Source organism: Enterobacter cloacae complex sp. 397G4 (genome assembly GCF_050031515.1).
In the GTDB taxonomy this organism is placed as follows: Bacteria; Pseudomonadota; Gammaproteobacteria; order Enterobacterales; family Enterobacteriaceae; genus Enterobacter; species Enterobacter hormaechei_C.
Window position 1 is genome coordinate 3,362,878 of the sequence record NZ_JBLGWE010000001.1, and the last position, 15,900, is coordinate 3,378,777.

The window sequence follows — 15,900 nt, forward strand, 5'->3', positions numbered from 1 at the left end:
ACTGCCCATGGATTATCGATCTTCGTCACATTATAACTTTACCGTTTCAGCACCTTTTGCACTATTGCCACAATGCTGATTGTGCAAAGTAACGTTAAGCCGTTTTGTACAAGGAAATCATCATGCTCCATCCGCGAGCCAGAACCATGCTGTTATTGGCTGTCCCGGCGCTGATTATTGGCGTGGCGTCGAGCCTGGTGCTCATCGTCGTCATGAAAGTGGCGGCGGTGCTGCAAACGATTTTATGGACCGCGCTTCCGGTAAAACTCGGCATCAGCATTGACTCGCCGGGCTGGATCATGATGATGCTGACCCTGACCGGGATTGCCGTAGGGCTGGTGATCCGCTATAGCCCGGGTCATGCCGGGCCGGATCCGGCACTGGAACCCTTGATTGGCGCCCCTGTCTCTCCCTCTGCTCTGCCGGGGCTTATTATCGCGCTGATTATCGGTCTTGCAGGCGGCGTAAGCCTCGGGCCTGAACATCCCATTATGGCGGTTAATATCGCGCTGGCGGTCTTTCTGGGGGCGCGTCTTTTTCCGCGCGTTGGCGCGCTGGACTGGACGATCCTGGCGTCAGCAGGCACCATCGGGGCGCTGTTTGGCACTCCGGTCGCGGCTGCGCTCATTTTTTCGCAAACCCTCAGCAGTGATCATGAAGTACCGCTGTGGGATAAACTCTTCGCGCCGCTAATGGCCGCCGCTGCGGGAGCCCTCACCACCAGCCTGTTTTTCCATCCCCATTTTTCACTCACCATCCCCCACTACGGCCAGATGCAACTCACCGATATTTTCAGCGGTGCCGTCGTCGTCGCGATCGCCATTGCGCTGGGGATGGTCGCGGTGTGGTGTCTCCCTCGCCTGCATCGCCTGATGCACAGGCTGAAGCATCCGGTGCTGATTCTGGGCATGGGGGGTTTTATTCTGGGCGTTTTAGGCGCCATCGGCGGGACGGTTACGCTGTTTAAGGGTCTGGACGAGATGCAGCAGCTGGCCTTCAGCCAGGTCTTTAGCGTCTCCGATTATCTGCTGTTCGCGCTGGTAAAACTGGCGGCGCTGGTGGTCGCTGCGGCCTGTGGTTTCCGGGGAGGTCGTATCTTCCCGGCGGTATTTGTTGGCGTCGCGCTGGGGCTGATGCTGCATGAGCACGTTGACGCTGTCCCTGCGGCGATTACCGTCTCCTGTTCCATTCTGGGGCTGGTACTGGTGGTCACGCGCGATGCGTGGCTGAGCCTGTTTATGGCGGCCGTTGTCGTGCCGGATACCACGCTTCTGCCGCTGCTCTGTATCGTGATGTTGCCCGCCTGGCTCCTGCTGGCGGGCAAACCGATGCTGATGGGATGGCGAAACGACAGGTAATCAGGCGTTATTGCGTGCCTCCAGCGCTTTGGTCAGCGCGCTCAGCAGCGGCGGAATATCGGCTTTCGGCAGCATCACCTCGATCAGCGAAAGCCGCTCATGGTGTGCCACTTTATCCAGCACCTCCGCCAGCGCTTCCGCTTCGCTGACGCGCCAGCACTCTGCCTGAGGCGCCAGGCTCAGCGCCTGCGGGATCTGCGTCCAGTTCCAGAGGGCAATGTCGTTATAGCGCTGCTCCGGCCCGTGGATGGCCCTTTCCACCGTGTATCCTTCGTTGTTAAGCACCAGAATAATCGGGCGCTGCTTGTCGCGCAGCATCGATCCCAGCTCCTGAATGGTCAACTGCGCGGCGCCGTCACCCGTCAGGACAATCACGCGTCGGTTCGGACACGCCGTTTGCGCGCCAAACGCCGCCGCCAGCGTGTAGCCAATCGATCCCCACAGCGGCTGGACGATAAAGTTCACGTCCGCCGGTAAACGCAGATCGATAGCGCCGAAAGCAGACGTTCCCTGGTCAGCCAGAATAATGTCTCCGGGGCGGATAAACGTTTGCAGGGTACGCCAGAAGCTCTCCTGAGTCAGCGCCCCTTCGATAGTCGGGAACGAAAAGCCGCTGTGATCCAATGGCGCTCGCGTATCACGAACATAGGTTTTACACAGCGCTGTCAGTGTTTCAATGGCCTCCCTCATCGGGATACCCGTAAACCAGACGTCGCCGACGCGGGACGCGTGTGGCTGAACCTCTATCGTCTGGTCTGGCGTCAGATGGTGGGTAAACCCGGCAGTGAGCGTATCGGTAAAGCGCGTGCCAATACACAGCACCGCATCAGCCCCCTCGATGGCCTCTTTGACCGGCGCGGCGCTCGCCGATCCGCTGTAGGTGCCGTAAAAACCGCTCTGTCGTTCGTCAAAAATGCCCTTGCCCATCAGCATGGTGGCGTGTGCCATCGGCACCTCTTTCACCCACGTCTGAAGGGCCGTGCGCAGACCATGGCGGAGTACCAGGAAGTCCGCTAACAGCGCGGTGCGTTTGCTCGTGGACAAGCGCTTTTCGGCAGCCTCACGGAACGCCTGCAAGCAGGCTGAATCAGCCGGTGCGGGGTTAACAGTGAGAGCGCTTACAGGGGGCGTAGCGGCTTTTTTCGCCACATCAGCGGGCAGCATCAGGTAGCCCGGACGGCGCTCCCGCAGCATAGTGGTCAGGACTCTGTCAATTTCATAGCAGGCGTTTTGTTCGGTAAGTACCGCCTGTGCAACGGTGATGGGTTCGCTCATATGATAGAAATGGCGGAACTCGCCGTCGCCCAACGTATGGTGCAATAACTCTCCTCGCTGCTGCGCCGCCATACCCGGGGCCCCCACAATATGGAGGACGGGAACATGTTCGGCAAAGCTGCCCGCCACACCGTTCATGGCGCTTAACTCCCCAACGCCGAATGTCGTCAGGAGCGCGGCAAAGCCCTTACAGCGGGCATAGCCGTCTGCGGCGTAAGACGCGTTCAGTTCATTGGCACAGCCCACCCAGCAGATGTCCGGGCTGTCTATCACGTGATCGAGAAATTGCAGGTTATAGTCGCCTGGCACGCCAAACAGATGATCGGCACCACAATCTGTTAGTCGGTCCAGCAGGTAATCGGCGACGCAATAGGGGGTACGCATATTATAAGTGTCCTTCTGACGTTGACCTCACTCTGAGTATTAAATAAGCGTGAAGCGTGTCCAGAATTGGCGACAATCAGGGTCTGGAAAGAATGCTTTACGAAAAAAGCTGAGCTATGCTCATTTTCTTCAGGTTAGTGTAAACGTATACACTGATGTTTCTTTCCAGCGCCAGAGGTCTCGTCAATGGGTTATCAGCCTGACAAAAATCGTTATCAGACAATGCAATATCGCCGTTGTGGACAAAGCGGCCTTAAGCTTCCCGCCATCTCGCTGGGGCTTTGGCATAATTTTGGCGACGCGACGTTACTCGAAAACAGCCGTCAACTTTTACAGCGTGCTTTCGATTTGGGTATTACGCATTTTGACCTTGCCAATAATTACGGCCCGCCTCCTGGTTCGGCCGAACGTAATTTCGGGCGCATTTTGCAGGAGGATTTCCTGCCCTGGCGCGATGAGCTAATCATCTCCACCAAAGCGGGCTACACCATGTGGGACGGGCCTTACGGCGACTGGGGCTCACGTAAATATCTGATCGCCAGCCTGGACCAGAGCCTCAGGCGTATGGGGCTGGAGTATGTCGATATTTTCTATCACCACCGCCCGGATCCACAAACGCCGCTACGTGAAACCATGAAAGCGCTTGACCATGTGGTGCGTCAGGGCAAGGCGCTGTACATCGGTCTGTCCAACTACCCGGCAGAAGTGGCAAGGCAGGCGATTGAAATACTGGAGGATCTGGGCACGCCATGTCTGATCCACCAGCCGAAGTACTCCATGTTTGAACGTGCGCCTGAAGAGGGGTTGCTGGACGTGTTGCAGCATAAAGGGGTGGGATGTATCCCCTTCTCCCCCCTGGCGGGCGGACAGTTGACCGATCGCTATCTGAACGGTATCCCGGCGGATTCTCGCGCAGCAAGCGGCAGTAAGTTCCTTAACCCGGAGCAGATCACCGACAAAAAGCTGGAAAAGGTACGCAAGCTGAATGCGCTGGCGGAAAACCGGGGGCAAAAGCTATCGCAAATGGCACTGGCCTGGATCCTGCGCCACGATGCGGTGACATCCGTGCTCATCGGCGCAAGCAAGACCGGACAAATTGAAGATGCAGCAGGCGTGCTTGAGAATTGTCGGTTCACGGCAGAAGAGCTGAAGACGATAGATACGATCCTGTCCAGTTCAGATTAAAAACACTTTTAGCAAAAAGTGCTCTCGTTCCTGATTTAGGAGTTGAGGCGATGAAACGAATGTTTACCAACTCGTAAAATTGCGTTAACAGGTCGCACAGCGGCCCCGATCGTGAAGGAGAAGAGTATGTTCAGGTCACTGATTCTTGCAGCGGTATTACTGGCTTCGGCCCCGCTGGTCGCCAGTGCGGGCGAAATCACCCTGTTGCCATCGATTAAATTACAAATTGGCGATCGTGATGACTACGGCAGATATTGGGACGGTGGCTACTGGCGCGACCGTGACTACTGGCATCGCCATTATGAATGGCGTCAAAACCGCTGGTGGAAACACGATAACGGCTATCACCGTGGCTGGGATAAGCGTAAGGCTTACGAACGCGGCTACCGCGAAGGCTGGAACGATCGTGACGACCGCCGTGGCGGCTGGGGTCATGGAAAAGGCAGAGGCCACGGTCACGGCCATCACCATTAACAACAAAAAGGAGCCTTCCGGCTCCTTTTTCTTTTACAGGCCTGCGGCTGTGCCTATCAGCAACCACAAGTTTAACGCCACCACCACGACCACAATGGCCCACCCGGCGCGCTTCACCCACGTCGAATTCACCAGTTCGCCCATCAGCGATTTATTACTGGTGAAGATCAGCAGTGGCACCAGCGCCAGCGCAATCCCGAAACTTAGCAGTACCTGACTCATCACCAGAATGCGGGTCGGATCCAGCCCCATCAGGATCACAACAAAGGAAGGCAGCATCGTGACCGAGCGGCGAACCCACAGCGGAATATGGAAACGTACGAACCCCTGCATCACCACCTGCCCGGCCAGTGTCCCCACAACCGTAGATGAAAGACCCGCAGCAACCAGGCTTAAACCAAAAATAGTGGCAGCGGCATGACTCAGCAACGGCTCCAGCGTCAGATAAGCCTGGTCGAGATCGGCAACCCCGGTATGCCCGTTAAAGTGGAACGCGGCGGCGGCGGTCGCCATCATCGCCAGATTCACAAATCCGGCAATGGTCATCGCGATAGTCACATCCCATTTCGAGGCGGAGTAGCGCTCTTTACTCGTCCCGCCATGCAGATTCTGGGTTAATGAAGAGTGCAGATAAATGACGTGCGGCATGATGGTCGCCCCCAGCACCCCGGCAGCCAGAAAAACGGCTTCAGAAGTGGGTAACGACGGGATCACCATCCCTTTCGTCAGCTGCGCCAGATTCGGCTGGGAGAAAATCAGCTCAACAATATAGGCGGCAGCGACGAACAGCAGCAGGCCGCCGATGACTTTCTCCAGCGGTTTTTGCCCCCGCCGCTGGAGCATCAGAATCAGGAAAGTGGCGATACCGGTCAGCACCGCCCCCTGAAGCAGGGAGACGCCCAGGATAAGCTTAAAGCCGATCGCCGCCCCGATAAACTCGGCGAGATCGGTGGCCATGGCGATAATTTCCGCCTGAACCCAGTAAAACCAAACTGCCGGACGTGGATAATGATCGCGGATTTGCTCCGCCAGGTTTTTTCCGGTAGCAATACCCAGCTTCGCGGAGAGCATCTGAATCAGCATCGCCATCAGATTGGCCCAGACCACAACCCACAGCAGTTTATAGCCGAAACTGGCCCCGGCCTGAATATTGGTCGCAAAATTACCCGGATCGATGTAGCCAATCGCGGCAATGAATGCCGGTCCCATTAATGCGAACCGCAGCTTGCGTGCCGCTCTGCCGCTGCTACTCTCTACGCGACTATTCGTCATTTCTGCCTCTGAAAATATAGCCTTTGCTATGTTTTATGCTATCAAAATGAGAATGATTATCAAGTTCATTTGTAACGGTTAACATGATTTCTCTGATAGTCAGGAACGATAGACAGGCAGGTGGAGCAAGGTCACAGAATGTGAAAATGCGCAGACATTTGTGAAGCGTAGCACACAAACTTAACTTTTCACTCATTTACCTAACATAACAAAAATGTCTTGTTGATCACTATTTTTGAGACTCGTCACAGGATGTAACTATAGTGTGGGCTTGATCTCGTTTTCTTTGTGCTTGTTACATAGAATGTGCACGGAAATTAAACCTGCCTCATATTTGGAGCAAATATGGACCGCGTCCTTCATTTTGTCCTGGCACTCGTTGTCGTTACTGCACTTGCATTGCTGGTCAGCACAGACCGCAAAAAAATTCGTATTCGCTATGTTGTCCAACTGCTGGTCATTGAAGTTTTACTTGCGTGGTTCTTCCTGAACTCCAACGTAGGCCTGGGCTTCGTGAAAGGCTTCTCCGAAATGTTCGAAAAACTGCTCGGATTTGCCAACGAAGGGACAAACTTCGTCTTTGGCAGCATGAACGATCAGGGTCTGGCCTTCTTCTTCCTGAAGGTGCTCTGCCCTATCGTCTTCATCTCTGCCCTGATCGGTATCCTTCAGCACATCCGCGTTCTGCCGGTAGTTATCCGTGCGATCGGCTTCCTGTTATCGAAAGTTAACGGCATGGGCAAACTGGAATCCTTTAACGCAGTCAGCTCGCTGATCCTGGGTCAGTCTGAGAACTTCATTGCGTATAAAGATATTCTCGGCAAGATGTCCCGTAACCGCATGTACACCATGGCGGCAACCGCAATGTCTACCGTTTCCATGTCTATCGTGGGCGCGTATATGACCATGCTGGAACCAAAATACGTAGTTGCGGCGCTGGTTCTGAACATGTTCAGCACCTTTATCGTGCTTTCGCTGATTAACCCGTACCGTGTGGATGCCAGCGAAGAGAACATTCAGATGTCAAACCTGCACGAGGGACAGAGCTTCTTCGAAATGCTGGGTGAATACATTCTGGCGGGTTTCAAGGTTGCAATTATCGTCGCCGCGATGCTGATTGGCTTTATCGCGCTGATCGCTGCGCTGAACGCCCTGTTTGCGGCCGTACTCGGTATCTCCTTCCAGGGTATTCTGGGCTACATCTTCTACCCGATTGCCTGGGTGATGGGCGTGCCCGCTCACGAAGCGTTGCAGGTGGGCAGTATCATGGCAACGAAACTGGTTTCCAATGAGTTCGTGGCGATGATGGATCTCCAGAAGATTGCCAGCACACTCTCCCCTCGTGCGGAAGGGATCCTGTCCGTCTTCCTGGTCTCCTTCGCGAACTTCTCTTCCATCGGTATTATCGCTGGTGCGATTAAAGGCCTGAACGAAGAGCAAGGTAACGTCGTTTCTCGCTTTGGCCTGAAGCTGGTTTACGGTTCAACACTGGTGAGCGTCCTGTCTGCCTCTATCGCAGCACTGGTTCTGTAATTCATACCGTGCAATAAAAACCGGGAGCCATCGCTCCCGGTTTTTTTATGCCTCCAGCGCCGTCAGGGGCACTGGTTTACCAATCAAATAGCCCTGCAAATAGTCCACGCCGAATCGCAGCAACATCTCGCGTTGTTCAGCCGATTCCACATATTCAGCCACCACACAAAGCGATTTCGTTTTGGCCATGTTGCAAATGGACTGCACGATCATCGCATCCATGCTGTCGGTGCAGATATCTTTCACGAAGCAGCCATCGATCTTAATGATATCGGCCTCCAGCCGCTTGAGGCGCTCAAAGTTGGCATAGCCGGTACCAAAGTCATCAATAGCAATGCGGAAGCCGTAATCCCGCAGCTGCTGGATATTGTTGATGCTGCTTCCCGAGTCAGAGAAAGCCTGTTCCTCGGTGATCTCAATGACGATATCTTGCGGCGCAATAGCGTAGCGTTCAAAAAGCGCGATGATCTCAGCCGCTATCTCATTTTGCATCAGCGTCAGCGGCATCAGATTAACGGAGAACTGCGTTCCGGCCCGTTCGGACGGATGGCTGCGCATCCACATCAGCAATTTTTCCACCACGTTCAGGTCAAATCGGTGGCTCAGGTTAAACTGAGCAATCAGCGGAATAAAGCGATCAGGCGTGATGATCTCCCCCTCGCTTTCAAGCCTTGAGAGGATTTCAAAGTACCCTTCCCCACGCGCGTTATGGATTGGCTGGGCGTAAAGGTGAAGCCCACCGATATCAAGGGCGCGTTTTATGCGGGCCAGCATCAGCACTCTGTCCGTCGTCTGACCGGAGACATCATCCAGACTGTTGGTTAACGCCAGGACGTTGTGCCCGGCACAGGACTGCTCGGAGAGCCAGCTCAGCTGACCCAGCGTGTGATGCAGGCTTTCTCCATCCGGCACTTCACCCCAGGAGGCGCCAAACTCGATGTCGAGCTCAGTCTTGTTCCAGATAATCTTACGGCTGTTCAGATGATCAACCATATATTGCAGACGTTCAGCCGTGCCCGGACCCAGCAAGACCACTACCAGCTCACTGCCCGGCAACTGGAAGAGCTTCTCGTCTTTTTGCAATAACGGTTGCAGCGACGCGGTTATCATCTTTTTACAATGTACACGCATGAGGATGCCGTAGTGACGGCTCAGGAATTCGAGATTATCCAGGCGCAGGCAGCAGACTTTGGCCTCGGGATGGTGCTGTAAAAACACTTCCAGCGCACGAATGTTAGGCAGACCGGTGAGCGGATCGGTAAGCGCCCTCTCCTGCCACCCCTGTTTCAGCCATTCACTTTTCTGATAGATCCGCGACATGTAAAGCAGGCAGATGGCGAAAGAGATAAGCACCGACAGGATAAAGGAGAGCGAGTGGCCCGATTCAACACCATTAAGAAAATTATAATTATAGGTCAACAGCATGAGCGCCGAGGCCGCCCAGAATAAAGAGATGAGCGCATAGCTCAGACGACCAATCCCCAGGGTGAAAAGAATGAAAACGATTGGCATCAAATAACCCGCAATAAACTGCGACTCAAAAGGCGCGCATAAAATAGCGATCATCGTGATCAACAGCATCAGCCACACAACGATAAATAACGCTTTTTTGTGACAAAAGAGGGGCTTCACGCTTCGCCGCCAGAATGTTCGGGCATAGCGAGGATTAATAATCATTCTTAACGGATAATAGAACATCATGGTGAAAATCAGGGCGGCACAAATCAGACTCTGAATATCGATAACGTTATAAATTGCAGAGCCTTCGCCGAAATAGGAGGAGATTGTCACCGGGAAATCAAATAAATATCCCGCCAGATACATCGATAATTTGATGCCCACAGGCACCATAAATCCGAGCCAGAAAATACGTATGCCAATGTACTTATTCGGTATGCTGTGTCGCCAGCGCTTGCCCAGCACCAGACGGATGACGCCACAGGCGGCGAAGACGGTAAACGTCTGACAACATAATAATACGGCAGATTGTAGTGGTGCTAAATCAAGATTATAAATATTAGTAATACTAAAACTTAACAGCAAAGGAATGATTGCCCGTCGTCCAAATAACAACACGATGGCGAGCATGGCACTTAAGGGCAACCACGCCAGATAAACATCATTTTCGCTAACAATGGCCCGTGGAGAGATATAACGAGAAAAAGGAATCGCAATCAGGCTTAGCGCCAGGGCAATCATAAATATCTTTACATTATTGTAAATTTTTCTATTCATTAATCCGGATAATCTATTTTACCATCGTCTCATTGACCGCATGGATAATAGGTTTATTAATAACACGAATCAAGTTCAGGTCTATTTATAGACTTGTTTATTGATTTGGATTGAGGTGAGGTGTAGAAAACGACGTTAATTGCAACAAAAACAGTCTAAAATATTTTACAAGATATAAAAAAACCCCCGTCTTGCGACGAGGGTTTAAATTTTGGTGGAGCTAAGCGGGATCGAACCGCTGACCTCTTGCATGCCATGCAAGCGCTCTCCCAGCTGAGCTATAGCCCCACATGTTACTTTACCTACCGCACTCTGTTGGGTTCAGAGTTTGGTGGAGCTAAGCGGGATCGAACCGCTGACCTCCTGCATGCCATGCAGGCGCTCTCCCAGCTGAGCTATAGCCCCGTCGTAAAGCTGTCATGTTGACGGGCGGCATAATATGAATTCCGCCGCAGAGTGTCAACGGCAAATTCAGCCTCCGCCTTTCAATCGCCGAAAAATCATGCAAATGAATCACTTTGAGAGCCTGCTCGCAGCCAGGAGTTAAGCTTGTCACGTTTTCACGTAAAACGGTGCTATAAAATGAACCACTAATTAACCCCACAGATATTCAGGAAATTGTATGATCAAGGAACGAATGACGCCAGAAGAGTTAGCCCTGCTGACTGGCTATAGCCGACAGACCATCAATAAATGGGTACGCAAAGAGGGTTGGATTACATCGCCAAAGCCAGGCGTTCAGGGTGGCAAGGCGCGTCTGGTACACGTCAATGAAAAAGTGCGCGACTTTATTCGCAGCGCGCGCAGGGCAACAGAGACGCCGGAACTGCCAGATAAGGCGTACCACGAGGGCTCGCTTCATGCCCTGCTCCTGACGCTGGCGAATGAAATGACGCCGGAAGAGCAAAAGCAGATGACATCGCTGTTACTGCGGGAAGGGATTACCGGCTTGTTACAACGTTTAGGGATTCGCGACCAACGCTGATATGAAAAGATTACGCAGCAAAATGACCACGGAAGAGCTGGCGGACAGTCTGGGCGTAGCCCGACAAACCGTTAATCGCTGGATACGACAGAAAGGATGGAAAACGGAGGGTATCAACGGTGTAAAAGGCGGAAGAGCGAGGGTGATATGTATTGATGCGCACGTTAAGGAGCACATCATTAGTCTTCCCGCCATTCGTAACCGTCGGGCTGTTTACCATGTGGCGGAAAGCCCTTCCCACTACGGCGTGGCAACCTCATCCAGCCTGCTTCCACAAATTATCGACTCGCTGGAAAACATGACGACTGTCGAACAGGAACGTTTGCACAAGTTGCTCGCTCGTGAAGGGTTGCAGGGTTTTCTCACGCGTCTTGGTATTGCTGAATAACAGGCATAAAAAACGGCAGGTTACCCTGCCGTTTTTTGTATTACACGAGTATTACTGCTGGCTTTCACGCTCAGCAATAAAGCCCAGCGCTTTGTTGATACGCGCAACGCTACGTGATTTGCCGATGGCATGAACGGTCACGTCCAGCGCCGGAGACTGGCCTGCCCCCGTCACCGCAACGCGCAGCGGCATACCGACTTTACCCATGCCAATTTCCAGCTCATCAGCGGTAGCCTGAATCGCGTGGTGAACATTTTCCGCAGTCCATTCGGTAATGGCTTCGAGTTTATCACGCACCACTTCCAGCGGCTGACGCGCAACCGGACGCAGGTGTTTCTTGGCCGCGTCGGCGTCGAACGCGTCAAACTCTTCATAGAAGTAACGGCAGCTTTCAGCAATTTCTTTCAGCGTTTTGCAACGCTCGCCAAGCAGCTTCACCAGATCCGCCAGTTCAGGGCCCGTACGGGTATCGATGTTTGCCTGTTCAATGTGCCATTGCAGATAAGTCGCCACATATTCTGGCTGCATGGTATTGATGTAGTGATGGTTCAGCCACAGCAGTTTGTCAGTGTTGAACGCGCTGGCTGATTTGCTGACCGAGTTTAGAGAGAACAGCTCGATCATCTCTTCGCGGCTGAAGATCTCCTGGTCACCATGAGCCCAGCCCAGACGCACCAGGTAGTTCAGCAGCGCTTCCGGCAGATAGCCGTCATCACGGTACTGCATCACGCTCACCGCGCCATGACGTTTGGACAGCTTTTTACCGTCGTCACCGTTGATCATTGATACGTGCGCATACACCGGTACAGGCGCGTTCAGCGCTTTCAGAATGTTGATCTGACGCGGGGTGTTATTGATATGGTCTTCACCACGGATCACGTGAGTGATTTCCATATCCCAGTCGTCCACAACTACGCAGAAGTTATAGGTTGGCGATCCGTCAGTACGACGAATGATAAGGTCATCCAGCTCCTGGTTGCTGAATTCGATCGGACCACGGATCTGGTCATCAAAGATAACAGAGCCATCCAGTGGGTTAGCAAAACGCACTACGCAAGGCTCATCCGCAGCATGCTCGCTGTGGTCATGGCGGCAACGACCGTCATAACGCGGTTTTTCGCCTTTTGCCATTTGCTCTTCACGCAGCGCATCCAGACGCTCCCTGGAGCAGTAGCACTTATAGGCCGTGCCTGCCACCAGCATCTCGTCAATTACGGCGTTATAGCGGTCAAAACGTTTGGTCTGGAAGTATGGGCCTTCGTCCCACGCCAGATTCAGCCAGTTCATCCCATCCATAATGGCTTCAATTGCTTCCGGCGTTGAGCGCTCCAGATCGGTGTCTTCAATACGCAGCACAAACTCACCGTTGTTGTGACGTGCGAAAAGCCAGGAGTAGAGAGCGGTACGTGCACCACCGACATGCAGATAGCCTGTCGGGCTCGGCGCGAAGCGAGTTTTGATTTTCATGAAATGGCCTTACGTTATAAAGATGCCGGTAATCGGCAAATTCCGGGAAGAAAACAATGGGCAATATTCTATCACTGTGGGCCGATTCCTCAATGTCGATCACTTTATCCGGTTCGAGATTGCTGTTTTTGTTTATAAATCATGCGCCACAGTCCGTTTTGCGATCGTTTTGACTAATTTTACGACGAACGAATAAAAACTTTAGAAAATGCGTTGACTCATTTTCAACTCTCCCTATAATGCGACTCCACACAGCGGGGGTGATTAGCTCAGTTGGTAGAGCATCTCCTTTACACGGAGGGGGTCGGCGGTTCGAGCCCGTCATCACCCACCATATACTTCGGTAGACTCGCAGTGTAGATAAGCATTGAGATTGGGCGATTAGCTCAGTTGGTAGAGCATCTCCTTTACACGGAGGGGGTCGGCGGTTCGAGCCCGTCATCGCCCACCATTCTCACCTTATCGCAGCAGTTCCGAAATGGGCGATTAGCTCAGTTGGTAGAGCATCTCCTTTACACGGAGGGGGTCGGCGGTTCGAGCCCGTCATCGCCCACCATTTCGGGTCGTTAGCTCAGTTGGTAGAGCAGTTGACTTTTAATCAATTGGTCGCAGGTTCGAATCCTGCACGACCCACCAATGTAAAAAAGCGCCCTAAAGGCGCTTTTTTGCTATCTGCGATATAGCACATCCCCATTGCAGCCAGATCGCTTGTTTTACTCAAGCTCACGCCTTCTTTGCCGATACCTCTATTTTATGGCGAAAAGGATCTCAATATGACAACTCTGAAGCCCGTTTCTCTGTCGGCGATGGAAATCGGCAGCGTAGATAACAGCTCCGGCGGAAACGACATTGCTTCTCAAATCACCCGTCTGACCAAACAGATAACGAAAGTCACTCAGCAGCTCAAAGAAGTGGCCATGGGTGATGCCACAGCAGAAGAGAAGCAAAAGCAGCAGGAATTACTCGAATCTCAGCTGGCTATGTTGCAGGCACAACTGGCGCAATTGCAGCGTCAGCAGGCAGAAGAGGCGATGCCAAAACAGGAAAAAGGTCAGGCAGTCGCGGAAGGCATCAATAAGCCCTCCGCGGAGCATCAGATTAATATCTACATCTGATTATTGGTTTCGTTAAAAAGTGGATCGCGTGTGCGGGCCTCCATCAAACGTTCGGCCTGCATACGCACCACATCCCAGCAGGCATGCGCCGCGCCGGAAAGTGACCTGTTTTTACGGCGTACCAGCATCAGCTGGCGTTCGACACAGGGTACGAAACGCTTCACCGTTAAACGACTCCCCTGCGGCAGTGGCAGCGCCAGCGCCGGCAGAACGCTGATGCCAATCCCCGCTTCGACCATCGGGAAGAGCGTGGCAGGATGCCCGATCTCCTGCACAATGGTTGCCTTAACGCCCTGCGCGGCCAGTGCGGCATCTATCAGCGGACGGCTGCCTGATGCATAATCCTGTAACACCAGGTTCGCCCCCTGCAAGGCCAGCCAGGCCACCTGTGGCAGCGATGCCAGCGGATCATCATCGCGGCAGAGCAATAAAAAGGGCTCCGAGAGCACCACTTCACATTCCAGGTCGCTTACCGCTCCGGGATCAATAACGATGCCAAAATCTACATCCCCCTGACGGATACTCTCCAGTACCCACTGCTGCGGCCTGTCGTGCAAAACAAAATCGATATCCGGATAGCGGTGATTACTTTCAGCGATACACTGGGGAATAAGATGCGCTGAAATCGTCTGGCTCGCCGCCACTCTCACGGTGCCGGAAAGCTGTTGTCCGATCCGGCCGACATCCCTGAGCGTACTGTTCAGTTCATCCAGCAGCCTCTCCAGACGCATTGCCAGTTGCTGTCCCGCTTCGGTGAGTACCACTTCTCGCGTCGTACGGTCGAGCAGCTTCACTCCCGTTTGCGTTTCAAGCTCCTTAACGCTATGGCTCACCGCCGACTGGCTGAGGCCAATGATCTCCCCTGCCCGGCTAAAGCTGCGGGCCTGCGCGACGGTGACGAAAACGCGAAGCTGACGTAACGAATAATTCATCTGTTTAATTCATGAATGGATGCAATAAATCAATTTTATTTCTCAAAGGGAAGAAAGCACAATAGCGGCATCTGTTTTCAGGAGTGATTATGAAACTTTTTCGTATCCTTGATCCGTTTACGCTGACCCTGATTGGTGTCGTCTTGCTGGCCTCGTTCTTCCCGGCGCGGGGCAGTTTCGTTCCGGTTATTGAAGGACTGACCACGGCAGCCATTGCCCTGCTGTTCTTTATGCATGGCGCCAAACTCTCACGGGAAGCCATTATTGCAGGCGGTAGCCACTGGCGACTGCACCTGTGGGTAATGTGCAGCACCTTTATCCTCTTCCCGGTTTTGGGCGTGCTGTTCGCCTGGTGGGCGCCGGTGAATGTCGATCCGGCGCTGTATACCGGTTTCCTTTATCTGTGCATTTTGCCGGCCACCGTGCAGTCCGCTATTGCCTTTACCTCGCTGGCGGGCGGTAACGTCGCGGCGGCGGTTTGTTCTGCTTCCGCTTCCAGCCTGCTGGGGATCTTTGTTTCACCGCTGCTGGTCGGTCTGCTGATGAATATGCACGGGGCGGAAGGTAATCTGGAGCAGGTGGGTAAAATTTGTCTGCAACTGCTGCTGCCGTTTGTGCTCGGACACTTATCCCGTCCCTGGATTGGGGCGTTTGTGGCAAAACATAAAAAATGGATCGGGAAAACGGACCAAAGCTCAATTCTGCTGGTGGTTTACACGGCCTTCAGCGAAGCCGTGGTGAACGGCATCTGGCACAGGGTGGGCGCTGGATCGCTGCTGTTTATTGTGGTGGTAAGCATCGTTTTGCTGGCCATTGTCATCGCGGTTAACGTCTTTGTGGCCCGCAAATGCGGCTTCAACAAGGCCGATGAAATCACCATTGTATTTTGCGGATCGAAAAAGAGCCTGGCCAACGGGATCCCGATGGCCAATATTCTGTTCCCGACGTCCGTCATTGGGATGATGGTGTTGCCGCTGATGATTTTCCATCAGATCCAGCTGATGGTGTGTGCGGTACTGGCGCGGCGTTACAAGGCGCAGACAGAAAAGCTGGCGCAGGAAGAGACCCGCGCCGCGAAAGTTTAAGGACGTTTCAGGGGCTGAACCAGCTGGGTCAGCCCCTCTGTTTTGATCAGTAACGTGATAGCCATCAGCTCGCCCAGACGCCCGGCGGGGAACTCATCCTTACGGGCAAACCACAGCAGATACTCTTCCGGTAAATCAATCAGCCTGCGACCCTTATATTTACCGAACGGCATCTCCGTATTGGCGATCTCAACGAGCTGCTCTTTTTCCAC

General features: G+C 53.4%; 14 protein-coding genes and 6 tRNA genes. 12 read left to right on the plus strand and 8 right to left on the minus strand.

All coding sequences use genetic code 11. The features are described 5' to 3' along the window. Positions 1-122: 122 nt before the first annotated feature. The gene (locus ACQG1Y_RS16100) at positions 123-1,358 is read left to right on the plus strand and encodes an ion channel protein (RefSeq protein WP_032619299.1); all 1,236 of its coding nucleotides are present in this window, start codon (positions 123-125) and stop codon (positions 1,356-1,358) included. Here ACQG1Y_RS16100 and ipdC read toward each other — a convergent pair whose 3' ends face one another. Further along, positions 1,359-3,017 carry an indolepyruvate decarboxylase gene (gene ipdC / locus ACQG1Y_RS16105; protein WP_368740559.1) on the minus strand — a complete coding sequence of 553 codons (1,659 nt, stop codon included), beginning with the start codon at positions 3,015-3,017 and terminating at the stop codon, positions 1,359-1,361. Positions 3,018-3,203: 186 nt separating this feature from the next. Here ipdC and mgrA point away from each other — a divergent pair, with 186 nt between their 5' ends. Both mgrA and ACQG1Y_RS16115 read left to right on the plus strand, forming a co-directional pair. Beyond that, on the plus strand, positions 3,204-4,202 hold the full coding sequence (mgrA, locus tag ACQG1Y_RS16110) for an L-glyceraldehyde 3-phosphate reductase (RefSeq protein ID WP_017692976.1): 999 nt from the start codon (positions 3,204-3,206) through the stop codon (positions 4,200-4,202). A 126-nt stretch (positions 4,203-4,328) separates the two neighbouring features. Continuing rightward, positions 4,329-4,676, plus strand: coding sequence for a DUF2502 domain-containing protein (locus tag ACQG1Y_RS16115; RefSeq protein ID WP_015572233.1), 348 nt, complete (start codon positions 4,329-4,331; stop codon positions 4,674-4,676). A gap of 33 nt (positions 4,677-4,709) precedes the next feature. Here the strand turns inward: ACQG1Y_RS16115 and ACQG1Y_RS16120 are convergent, their stop codons facing one another. After that, a complete protein-coding gene (locus ACQG1Y_RS16120) occupies positions 4,710-5,948 on the minus strand; it encodes an Nramp family divalent metal transporter (RefSeq protein ID WP_023295104.1) in 1,239 nt (412 codons plus the stop codon). A 345-nt stretch (positions 5,949-6,293) separates the two neighbouring features. Between ACQG1Y_RS16120 and nupC the strand changes: the two genes are divergently transcribed. Further along, positions 6,294-7,481, plus strand: a complete 1,188-nt coding sequence (nupC, locus tag ACQG1Y_RS16125) for a nucleoside permease NupC (RefSeq protein WP_006811440.1) — start codon at positions 6,294-6,296, stop codon at positions 7,479-7,481. A gap of 45 nt (positions 7,482-7,526) precedes the next feature. Here nupC and ACQG1Y_RS16130 read toward each other — a convergent pair whose 3' ends face one another. The 3 genes from ACQG1Y_RS16130 to ACQG1Y_RS16140 form a co-directional block, all read right to left on the minus strand. Continuing rightward, positions 7,527-9,716: a sensor domain-containing phosphodiesterase gene (locus tag ACQG1Y_RS16130; protein WP_126805062.1), complete on the minus strand. Its 2,190-nt coding sequence runs from the start codon at positions 9,714-9,716 to the stop codon at positions 7,527-7,529. Between the two features lie 212 nt (positions 9,717-9,928). Beyond that, a tRNA-Ala gene (locus ACQG1Y_RS16135) sits at positions 9,929-10,004 on the minus strand. A gap of 41 nt (positions 10,005-10,045) precedes the next feature. Continuing rightward, positions 10,046-10,121, minus strand: a tRNA-Ala gene (locus ACQG1Y_RS16140). Between the two features lie 217 nt (positions 10,122-10,338). Here ACQG1Y_RS16140 and ACQG1Y_RS16145 point away from each other — a divergent pair. Next, positions 10,339-10,701, plus strand: coding sequence for a YfeC-like transcriptional regulator (locus ACQG1Y_RS16145; protein ID WP_015572232.1), 363 nt, complete (start codon positions 10,339-10,341; stop codon positions 10,699-10,701). 1 nt (position 10,702) lies between these two features. Next, entirely contained in the window at positions 10,703-11,089 is a 387-nt protein-coding gene (locus ACQG1Y_RS16150; protein ID WP_017383469.1) for a YfeC-like transcriptional regulator, read from the plus strand. A 51-nt stretch (positions 11,090-11,140) separates the two neighbouring features. Here the strand turns inward: ACQG1Y_RS16150 and gltX are convergent, their stop codons facing one another. Then, positions 11,141-12,556, minus strand: coding sequence for a glutamate--tRNA ligase (gltX, locus tag ACQG1Y_RS16155; protein WP_058689119.1), 1,416 nt, complete (start codon positions 12,554-12,556; stop codon positions 11,141-11,143). Positions 12,557-12,814: 258 nt separating this feature from the next. Between gltX and ACQG1Y_RS16160 the strand changes: the two genes are divergently transcribed. From ACQG1Y_RS16160 to ACQG1Y_RS16180, 5 genes are all read left to right on the plus strand, one after another. Then, positions 12,815-12,890, plus strand: a tRNA-Val gene (locus tag ACQG1Y_RS16160). Between the two features lie 41 nt (positions 12,891-12,931). After that, positions 12,932-13,007: transfer RNA gene (locus ACQG1Y_RS16165), tRNA-Val, on the plus strand. A gap of 29 nt (positions 13,008-13,036) precedes the next feature. Further along, positions 13,037-13,112: transfer RNA gene (locus ACQG1Y_RS16170), tRNA-Val, on the plus strand. A gap of 4 nt (positions 13,113-13,116) precedes the next feature. After that, positions 13,117-13,192 (plus strand) — tRNA-Lys (locus tag ACQG1Y_RS16175). 137 nt (positions 13,193-13,329) lie between these two features. Beyond that, positions 13,330-13,671, plus strand: a complete 342-nt coding sequence (locus ACQG1Y_RS16180; RefSeq protein WP_017383471.1) for a FlxA-like family protein — start codon at positions 13,330-13,332, stop codon at positions 13,669-13,671. Here the strand turns inward: ACQG1Y_RS16180 and ACQG1Y_RS16185 are convergent. Continuing rightward, positions 13,662-14,603, minus strand: a complete 942-nt coding sequence (locus tag ACQG1Y_RS16185; RefSeq protein WP_058689120.1) for a LysR family transcriptional regulator — start codon at positions 14,601-14,603, stop codon at positions 13,662-13,664. The genes ACQG1Y_RS16180 and ACQG1Y_RS16185 overlap by 10 nt on opposite strands. An 89-nt stretch (positions 14,604-14,692) precedes the next feature. Between ACQG1Y_RS16185 and ACQG1Y_RS16190 the strand changes: the two genes are divergently transcribed. Further along, positions 14,693-15,688: a bile acid:sodium symporter family protein gene (locus ACQG1Y_RS16190; RefSeq protein ID WP_015572227.1), complete on the plus strand. Its 996-nt coding sequence runs from the start codon at positions 14,693-14,695 to the stop codon at positions 15,686-15,688. Here the strand turns inward: ACQG1Y_RS16190 and ACQG1Y_RS16195 are convergent. Next, positions 15,685-15,900, minus strand: coding sequence for a DUF3820 family protein (locus tag ACQG1Y_RS16195; RefSeq protein WP_003861328.1), 216 nt, complete (start codon positions 15,898-15,900; stop codon positions 15,685-15,687). The two genes, ACQG1Y_RS16190 and ACQG1Y_RS16195, sit on opposite strands and share 4 nt — an antisense overlap.